Source organism: Acinetobacter sp. WCHAc060006 (assembly GCF_004209135.1).
Lineage (GTDB): Bacteria > Pseudomonadota > Gammaproteobacteria > Pseudomonadales > Moraxellaceae > Acinetobacter > Acinetobacter cumulans.
Window position 1 is genome coordinate 1 of the sequence record NZ_SGSS01000054.1, and the last position, 8,733, is coordinate 8,733.

The following is an 8,733-nucleotide window of genomic DNA, read 5'->3' on the forward strand; positions in this document are numbered from 1 at the left end:
AGCAATATAATGAATCAATCCATGTGGAATAACAGCTTCACCTATATAGCCAAACAATACGAATAAGATCAACATGGCGAAACCAATGCCTAGGTAAAATCCTATAGTCTTTTTTAATTGACCTGTAAGGCCAGAATTTAGCCCCATAAAATTTACAGGGCCTGGGCTATACATAACGCTTAATGTATAAAGAAATATTTCCACAGAGTTCACTCAATTAGATAGCAATAAACATCAAAGAGAGAACGGTATCGAGTTATAGGCCTTAAAGATTGTACGTTTGTGCTGAACTAATTAAAAATTTCTATTTAACTTATGTTCACCTAAAGTTCACTTCATAAGTGTATAAAGAAACTATGTATTGTATTTTCAATTGCTTATATAAATATTAGTCTTGGTTTAGAATTTTAAAGTTCATGAACTATGAGAAAAAACTAAGATACGATCAAAATTGTAGAACAACAAAATTATTTATACTAATTTACAAGCCACGCTGTTTAAGCGTGTCATTAAAAAATAAATCTTTTAATCTCTCCACACAATCTCCACACAATCTCCACACAATCTCCACACAACATCAGCAATTCATAAACACTGCTATTTCAAAATAGTAGTATCTAAAACCCCCCCTCTGAAAAAGCATGTCAACACATTATCATTTAATAGGTTCAATACTTATTACAACTGTACTTTTAATCGGCTGTACACAAGCCAAAGATGCTGAACAGTCCCCAACAGAAATGCCACCAGCGGTTGTCAGTACCATCACGGTATTACCGCATTCCATGAATTTAATTGAAAATCTTCCAGGCCGTGTTGTCGCTTACCGTATTGCTGAAATTCGCCCGCAAGTAGGTGGAATTGTTGATAAAGTACTTTTTAAGCAAGGCTCTTATGTGCAAGCAGGTCAACCGCTTTTTAAATTGAATTCTGAAATATTTCAGGCAGATGTAAAAAGCAATCAAGCCACTTTAAACCGTGCACAAGCTGAGGTGACACGTTTGCAGGTGCTGTTAAAACGCTACACTGAATTAGTAAAAGTAAATGCGGTTAGTCAGCAGGAATACAACAATACCGAAGCAGATTATCAAAAAGCAAAAGCCGATGTGGCGCAAATGCAAGCCATGTTAAGCAGACAACAACTTAATCTTAAATATGCGACTGTTACAGCCCCTATCTCGGGAACGATTGGTGAAATCTTAGTGACTGAGGGTGCATTAGTTGGTCAAGGTGATACTAATGCAATGGCCGTAATACAACAGATTAATAAAGTCTATGTTGATGTAAAGCAATCAATTAGTGATTATGAAAAACTACAGGAAGCTTTACAGCAAGGTGACGTGTCAAATACCAAACATACGGTTGAAATCCTAAATAGTCAGGGTAAACCTTATAACGTTACAGGTGAAATCCTATTTTCGGATACTAAAGTTGATCCTGATACGGGTGATGTCACAATCCGTATTTTAGCCAATAATGAAAATCAAAAACTTTTGCCAGGCATGTATGTTCGAGTCAATATGAGCCGAGCTCAAGTTGAAAATGCGCTCCTAGTTCCAGAACAAGCGATTCAACATGATATTAGTGGTAAAGCCAATGTTACGATTGTTAATCAAAAAGGTTTAGCGCAAAGCAAGCCTGTTCAGCTTGGTCAACGTTATCAAAATAACTATGTGATCAAACAAGGGTTACAAGCAGGTGAGAAAGTCATTGTTGAAGGGGCTGATCGTATACAGCCTGAGCAAAAATTAAAAATTAAGCAGTGGCAACCTACAAATATTAAGGAAAATGGAGGACAGCAATAATGTCCCAATTTTTCATTAGGCGTCCTATTTTTGCATGGGTGATTGCTTTATTTATTATTCTGTTGGGTGTACTAAGCATCCCCAAGTTACCTATTGCACGATTCCCAAGTGTTGCGCCACCACAGATTAGTATTACGGCAATCTATCCAGGTGCTACGCCAAAAACATTGAATGATAGTGTTGTGACCTTGATTGAGCGGGAAATGTCAGGTGTCAAAAACTTACTTTATTACAGTTCAAGTTCAGATAGTTCTGGAACAGCAACAATCACCGCAACATTTAAACCAGGTACAGATGTAGAACTTGCACAAATTGATGTGCAAAACAAAATTAAAGCCATTGAGTCACGCTTACCTCAAACAGTGCGACAACAAGGGCTGATGGTCGATGCTGCGTCGTCTGGTTTTTTAATGATGGTGGGCTTAAGTTCACCGAATGGCAAATATAGTGAAATTGATGTCAGTGACTATATGACTCGCTATGTGATTGAAGAATTAAAGCGGGTTGACGGTGTTGGTAAAGTCCAAAATTTTGGTGCTGAAAAAGCCATGCGGATTTGGGTCGATCCAGATCGTTTGGTTTCTTATGGATTGAGTATTCAAGATGTGAATACAGCCATCCAAAACCAAAACTTGCCGATATCACCAGGTCGTATTGGTGATGTTCCTGCTTTGACGGGGCAACAAATTACTATTCCTTTAACTGCTCAAGGTCAATTAGAAACTGTAGAGCAATTCAAGAAAATTAGTTTACGTGCTCAACAAAATGGCGCCAATGTTCGACTGTCGGATGTCGCTCGTGTCGAAATCGGGGCACAGATGTATAACTTTGCGATTTTAGAAAATGGCAAAGCCTCTACAGCTGTGGCGATACAAATGAGTCCTGGTGCCAACGCTGTCAAGACTGCAGAAGGTGTTAAAGCGAAAATTGAACAGTTAGGTTCAGCACTGCCTGATGGTATGAAATTCTCTATACCTTACGACACTGCACCTTTTGTAAAAATCTCGATTGAAAAAGTAATCATGACATTGCTTGAAGCTATGGCATTAGTTTTTATTGTCATGTTTATCTTTTTACACAATGTTCGATACACCTTAATTCCGGCGATTGTTGCACCGATTGCATTGCTTGGCACATTCTCAGTCATGCTGCTTGCTGGTTTTTCGATTAATGTGCTGACCATGTTCGGTATGGTGCTTGCGATCGGGATTATTGTCGATGATGCGATTGTGGTCATTGAGAATGTTGAACGCATTATGGCGACAGAAGGCTTATCTCCAGTTGAAGCCACATCTAAAGCCATGAAGGAAATTACCAATCCGATTATTGGCATCACCTTAGTGTTAGCCGCTGTATTCTTGCCGATGGCATTGGCGTCAGGCTCAGTGGGGATTATCTATCGTCAGTTCACCATTACCATGTCGGTTTCAATTTTATTCTCAGCTTTCCTTGCACTGACATTAACCCCTGCGTTATGTGCAACGATGTTAAAACCGATTGATCAAGACCATCAGAAAAAGGGTGTTTTTGCATCGTTTGATCGCAGTTTTGAGAAGCTGAACAATCGCTATGAACGCAGTTTATTTAAAGTAATTAAACATAAAACCCTCGCAATGTTATGTTTCTTAGGCATTGTCATTGTGCTGATTTTTAGTTTTAAACACGTTCCGACTGCGTTTATGCCAGAAGAAGATCAGGGGTGGTTTATGACTTCGATTCAACTTCCTGCGGATGCAACTCAAGAACGTACCCGTAAAGTCGTTGCTGAGTTTCAAAATTATTTAGACCAAGAAACGGGGATTAAAGACAATATGGCGGTCTTAGGTTTTGGTTTTAGTGGATCTGGTCAGAATACAGCGATGTATTTTACCAATCTATTGCCATTCGAAGAGCGTACTATTACGGCACAAGAAGTCGTGAATAATGCCAATATAGCGATGGCTGAAAGTTCAGAAGGTCAAACCATGTCTGTGTTACCACCAGCAATTGATGAATTGGGTAACTCATCTGGTTTTTCACTGAGATTATTAGATCGTGGCAATATTGGCATGCCTGCTTTAAGAGAAGCACAAGATCAGCTTTTAGCATTAGCAGCACAAAGTAAAATCGTGGCGGAGGTCTATCCTGAAGGTTTGCCAGATGGCAGTTCTGTACAGCTTAAAATTGATAGAGATAAATTGCAGGCATTAGGTGTTAATTTCAGTGATGTGACCGATATTATTTCAACCTCAATGGGTTCGATGTATATCAATGATTTTCCAAATCATGACCGTATGCAGCAAGTCATTGTGCAACTTGATGCCAAATCACGCATGAGTATTGAAGATATTCTTCAGATTAAGGTGAACAGTCAAAGCGGTAAATTGGTTTCAATGTCTGAAATAATTACTCCAATTTGGCAACATTCCCCACAACAATACAATCGTTACAACGGTCGTCCATCATTGAGTATTTCTGGCAGTCCAGCAGCAGGTATATCTTCAGGACAAGCCATGACTGAGATGGAAAATTTGATTGAACAACTTCCGAAAGGTGTGGGTTATGAGTGGACTGGGATTTCTCTAGAAGAAAAACAGTCGGAATCACAAACCTTGTTTTTATTACTGTTGTCGATGTTAGTCGTTTTCCTTGTCTTGGCAGCGCTTTATGAAAGCTGGTCAATTCCATTCTCTGTGATGCTAGTTGTCCCTCTAGGGTTGATTGGCGCCTTTTTAGCAGTAATGTTACGTGGTATGCCAAATGATATTTTCTTTAAGGTCGGCATGATCACGATTATTGGTCTATCTGCAAAGAATGCTATTTTGATTGTTGAGTTTGCAAAAGCACTAAGAGAAGAAGGAATGGGTTTAGTGGAGGCAACCGTTGCAGCCGCTAAATTGCGCTTACGTCCAATCCTAATGACATCTTTGGCATTTACCTGTGGCGTTATTCCTTTAGTCATTGCCAGTGGCGCTAGTTCTGAAACTCAAAAAGCGATTGGTACAGGCGTCTTTGGCGGCATGATCAGCGCAACAATTCTAGCTGTTATTTTTGTACCGATTTTCTTTATTGTCGTCATGAGCATGGTTGAGAAATTCTCGAAACGTAAAGCGGCACATTAAGCATCAAAACTGAGAATAAAAGCTGTGGGTTAACGAGTTTAGCCCACAACAAATCTTTCATTTACATCTTTATTTCAGAATTGATTTAATAAACCATCAATATAGGTTTAATCATGAAAGCTACCAATCTTGATCCGAAACGCTGGTGGATATTGCTCGCTGTCGTGCTTGCATTTCTGCCGATTGTGATTGATATGACTGTACTGCATGTTGCGGTTCCCTCATTAACCCAATCGCTGAGTGCCACAAGTAACCAAGTCTTATGGATTATTGATATTTATCCATTACTTATGGCTGGACTTTTAGTTCCGATGGGAACTTTGGCTGATCGTGTCGGCAATCGTAAGATTCTGCTGATTGGCTTGGTTATATTTGGAATTGCCTCAGTCCTTGCGGCATTTTCCCAAACGGCTTCTATGCTGATTGCCGCACGTGCTTTATTAGCATTAGGCGGTGCCATGATTATGCCCTGTGTATTGGGTATTATTCGCAGAACCTTCGAAGACAGTCGCGAACGTGCCATTGCGCTGGGTATTTGGGGCACAATCGGATCAGCCGGTGCCGCCATTGGACCGCTCATTGGTGGGGGATTGTTAGAATATTTCTGGTGGGGTTCAGTTTTCCTGATTAACGTCCCAATCATGCTGGTTGTCGCACCAATGTGCTATTTCTTATTGTCCCGAAAAGAAGCTATAACCCCTGGACATTGGGCATTTGGTCAAGCGCTATTGCTGATTGTCGGTTTGATTTCGTTTGTATATGCACTAAAAGCAGGCTTAGGCGGTAAACAGTCGTTGTTGATTGTCTTGCCTTTGGTCGTTTTATCTATCGGCTTATTAACCATATTTGTACGCAAACAGCTGAATTCTCCTCAGCCGATGCTAGATCTTTCGCTATTTTCACGTCCTGCTATTTTAGCCGGCATTATTATGGCAATGGTTGCTGCAGGCGCTTTGGCAGGGGTTGAGTTAACTTTGGCAATGGAGCTGCAATATGTCATTCGTTTAACACCGCTGCAAGCCGGTCTTTTTATGGTTCCGATTATGGTTGCGGCCGCTATTGGCGGGCCTATTGCTGGTTTTTTATCCAATAAATTTGGACTCCGTCTGGTTGCGACCATGTCATTAATATTGGCAGCAATTGCGTTGGTCAGTTTGAGTTATTCAGATTTTCATCATCCGGGAATCATCGTTCCCTTTATTTTAGCTTCGATTGGATTAACACTGAGTATTGGTTTAACAGCTTCATCCATTGCGATCATGGGCTCAGTACCTGCAGAAAAGGGCGGTGCGGCAGGTTCACTTGAAAGTACAGGTTATGAACTGGGTACAGGACTAGGTATTACTTTATTTGGTGTTTTCATGGCCTATATATTTGGCAGTCATCTTCAAGTGCCGTCAGATTTAACTGCTGTTTTAGCAGAAAAAGCCAGACTTTCGATTGGTGATACCTATTTAGTGGCGAGCCAGTTACCCGTTGAACAAGGTACAGCATTGATTAACGCAGGTAAAATTGCCTTCAGTTCAGCTCATGTTAATTTATTATTAACAGCAGGGATTATCATCGGGATACTCTCCATTGTGGTATTTTTTATGCTAGCTAAATATCGAGATGAGAATTCATTGTGATGAAATTTATTTGAGGATCATCAAACAGAATGGTTAAGTTCAGACATCAATTTATCTTAAATTTATGGTTTAAATTAAGCCGTATTAATCTGAACTTAACACATTATAAATGAGTTGATGTCTTACGATTTAGTTGAATAGTAAAACAGCTGCCACCTAAGTTTTTGGATTTAGAATAATAAATATGACCTTGGTGTGCTTCAATAATTGCATCAATCACTGCCAAGCCTAATCCAGTACCGCCATCTAGACATGATCTAGAGTCTTCCAGTCGATAGAAGGGTTTGAACAGGTGTTTAAGATGCGATTCATCAATACCAGGACCTTCATCTTCAAACGTCAATACCCAATGTTCTGCTGTGGTTACAGATGTAATATTTATTTTTCCAGCATTCGAATATCTTAGAAAGTTAGAGAACAATGCAATAAAGACCTGTTCCATCCTTCTTATATCAACGCAAACCAATTTATCCGTCAAATTTAAAACAATAGTTAAACCTTTAACATGAAACCGTTCATTAAACATCTGCAGACATTTTTCAATACTATTTTTTAAATTGGTCTTTTCTAGTTCTAATCGTAATTGTTTATTTTCAATAAGTGTCAGTGTCCGTAAATCTTCCACAAGGTAAGATAAGCCTTCGACTTGGTTCAATAAGCTTAGGTGTAAAGCTTTATCGGCAATAAATATACCATCGACAATACCTTGCAAGCGACCTTGTAATATTGTCACAGGTGTTCGTAATTCATGTGCAATTGCAGCATTCCAAACAGTTGAATTCTTAACTGATACTTCAAGTTGGTTTGCCATTTCATTGAAGTTCTCAATAAGAGACTTGATTTCATGTGGAATATCATGATGTGGCTGTTTAATTCTGAGTGCTAAATTGCCTTGTTGAATTTGTTGAATAACATCTGCTAAATCACTAATTGGCTGTGTATAGCGTTTTCCATATTTAAAGGCGAGGATAGTAGAAAGAAAAAAGCCTGTTAATAGCACTAAAAACAGCCAGATAAAGTCAACGGAGGTAACTGAAAATTCATTTGAATTAATAACTTGTGTATTTAGAAAACCTATTTTTATCGCCCAGCTATAAACAAAATAGCCAATCATGAAAGATAACAGCGTAATGCCTAAATTGAATAGGCTCATCATGATAATAAACTGGAAGTTAATTCCAACAGAATTTTTAAAAAAGTTAAATTTCATGATTTTGATCTAAGCGATACCCCACGCCACGGACATTGATTAATAAGCCATTTACATCATTTTCTTCAAGTTTTTTGCGTAATTTGCTGATATGGCTATCTACAGTGCGATCTAAAGCATCACTTTCAGGCATACAGTTTTGGATCAATTCATTACGTGTAAAGACTTTATTCGGTGTTTTTGCCATCAAAAACAGTATCTTATACTCAGTTAACGTAAGGTTGAGCAACTGATTTCTTTGACCATTTGAAATGTAAACTTGATGATGATCTGGATTAATTTCAATATTTCTATAACGAATAATATTAGTTATTTCCATATTTTGGCTTGTACTTCGTCTAAGTACGGCTTGTATTCGTGCAATCACTTCGTTTGGGTTAAATGGCTTAATAATAAAGTCATCAGCACCCATTTTTAGCCCCATGATCTTATTCACTTGATCATCTAAGGCAGTCAGCATAATGACAGGTAAATGACTTGTTTGACGGATGATTTGTAGAATTTCCCAGCCATTTAGTTTGGGTAATTTAATATCAAGGAGAATCAGGTCGATAGAGTTGGCTTTTAGGCACTCTAAAGCTTGTTGTCCATCCAATGCACGGATGACCTGCATGTTTTCATTTTTTATGTATTTTTCAAGAATGTCACCAATATCATAATCATCTTCTACAACGAGAATGACGCTGTTTTCGAAGCTGTGCTGTAGATTTGGATACATATATTTTATCTTAGATGAAGTAGCTATGCATTTTAACATTTAATTGTGTAATGGAGATGATTAGACGAGCAGTCATTTATATTTGTAATTGAGGGGTGACATATAATAAAATTCGTTGCATATCAGTATTAATGAACAAAATGTCAATTATCATTCATTTAACATAATGGCTGTTATACGAAACGAGAGTGTTAGAACCCATTTAAAGTGTCTATATTCTCACCAATAAAAATGTCCGGTTTCTCCGAGGTAAAATATGACTTTTGAACAA

The 8,733-nt window shown here is 38.5% G+C and carries 5 protein-coding genes and 1 pseudogene; 3 read left to right on the forward strand and 3 right to left on the reverse strand.

What is annotated here, in order from left to right; genetic code table 11:
- Window positions 1-204, reverse strand: a pseudogene (locus EXE29_RS17645) (LysE family translocator); the annotation flags it as partial.
- A 437-nt stretch (window positions 205-641) separates the two neighbouring features.
- Here EXE29_RS17645 and EXE29_RS16780 point away from each other — a divergent pair.
- The 3 genes from EXE29_RS16780 (at window position 642) to aadT (ending at window position 6,534) form a co-directional block, all read left to right on the forward strand.
- Entirely contained in the window at window positions 642-1,805 is a 1,164-nt protein-coding gene (locus EXE29_RS16780) for an efflux RND transporter periplasmic adaptor subunit (RefSeq protein ID WP_032073150.1), read from the forward strand.
- Complete coding sequence (locus EXE29_RS16785) at window positions 1,802-4,906, forward strand: multidrug efflux RND transporter permease subunit (protein ID WP_270915313.1); 3,105 nt, start codon at window positions 1,802-1,804, stop codon at window positions 4,904-4,906. Before EXE29_RS16780 ends, EXE29_RS16785 begins: the two co-directional genes overlap by 4 nt.
- A gap of 113 nt (window positions 4,907-5,019) precedes the next feature.
- Window positions 5,020-6,534 (forward strand): multidrug efflux MFS transporter AadT, encoded by a 1,515-nt coding sequence (gene aadT / locus EXE29_RS16790; RefSeq protein WP_032073148.1) that lies wholly within the window; start codon window positions 5,020-5,022, stop codon window positions 6,532-6,534.
- 103 nt (window positions 6,535-6,637) lie between these two features.
- Here aadT and adeS read toward each other — a convergent pair whose 3' ends face one another.
- On the reverse strand, window positions 6,638-7,744 hold the full coding sequence (gene adeS, locus EXE29_RS16795) for a two-component sensor histidine kinase AdeS (RefSeq protein ID WP_032073131.1): 1,107 nt from the start codon (window positions 7,742-7,744) through the stop codon (window positions 6,638-6,640).
- Window positions 7,734-8,462 carry an efflux system response regulator transcription factor AdeR gene (gene adeR / locus EXE29_RS16800; RefSeq protein ID WP_032073130.1) on the reverse strand — a complete coding sequence of 243 codons (729 nt, stop codon included), beginning with the start codon at window positions 8,460-8,462 and terminating at the stop codon, window positions 7,734-7,736. The genes adeS and adeR overlap by 11 nt, the downstream gene beginning before the upstream one ends.
- Window positions 8,463-8,733 lie beyond the last annotated feature (271 nt).

Coding starts and splice junctions, on each gene's coding strand:
- adeS (WP_032073131.1), bottom strand. CDS start 7,744: ATGAAATTTAACTTTTTTAAAAATTCTGTTGGAATTAACTTCCAGTTT.
- adeR (WP_032073130.1), bottom strand. CDS start 8,462: ATGTATCCAAATCTACAGCACAGCTTCGAAAACAGCGTCATTCTCGTT.
- aadT (WP_032073148.1), top strand. CDS start 5,020: ATGAAAGCTACCAATCTTGATCCGAAACGCTGGTGGATATTGCTCGCT.
- EXE29_RS16780 (WP_032073150.1), top strand. CDS start 642: ATGTCAACACATTATCATTTAATAGGTTCAATACTTATTACAACTGTA.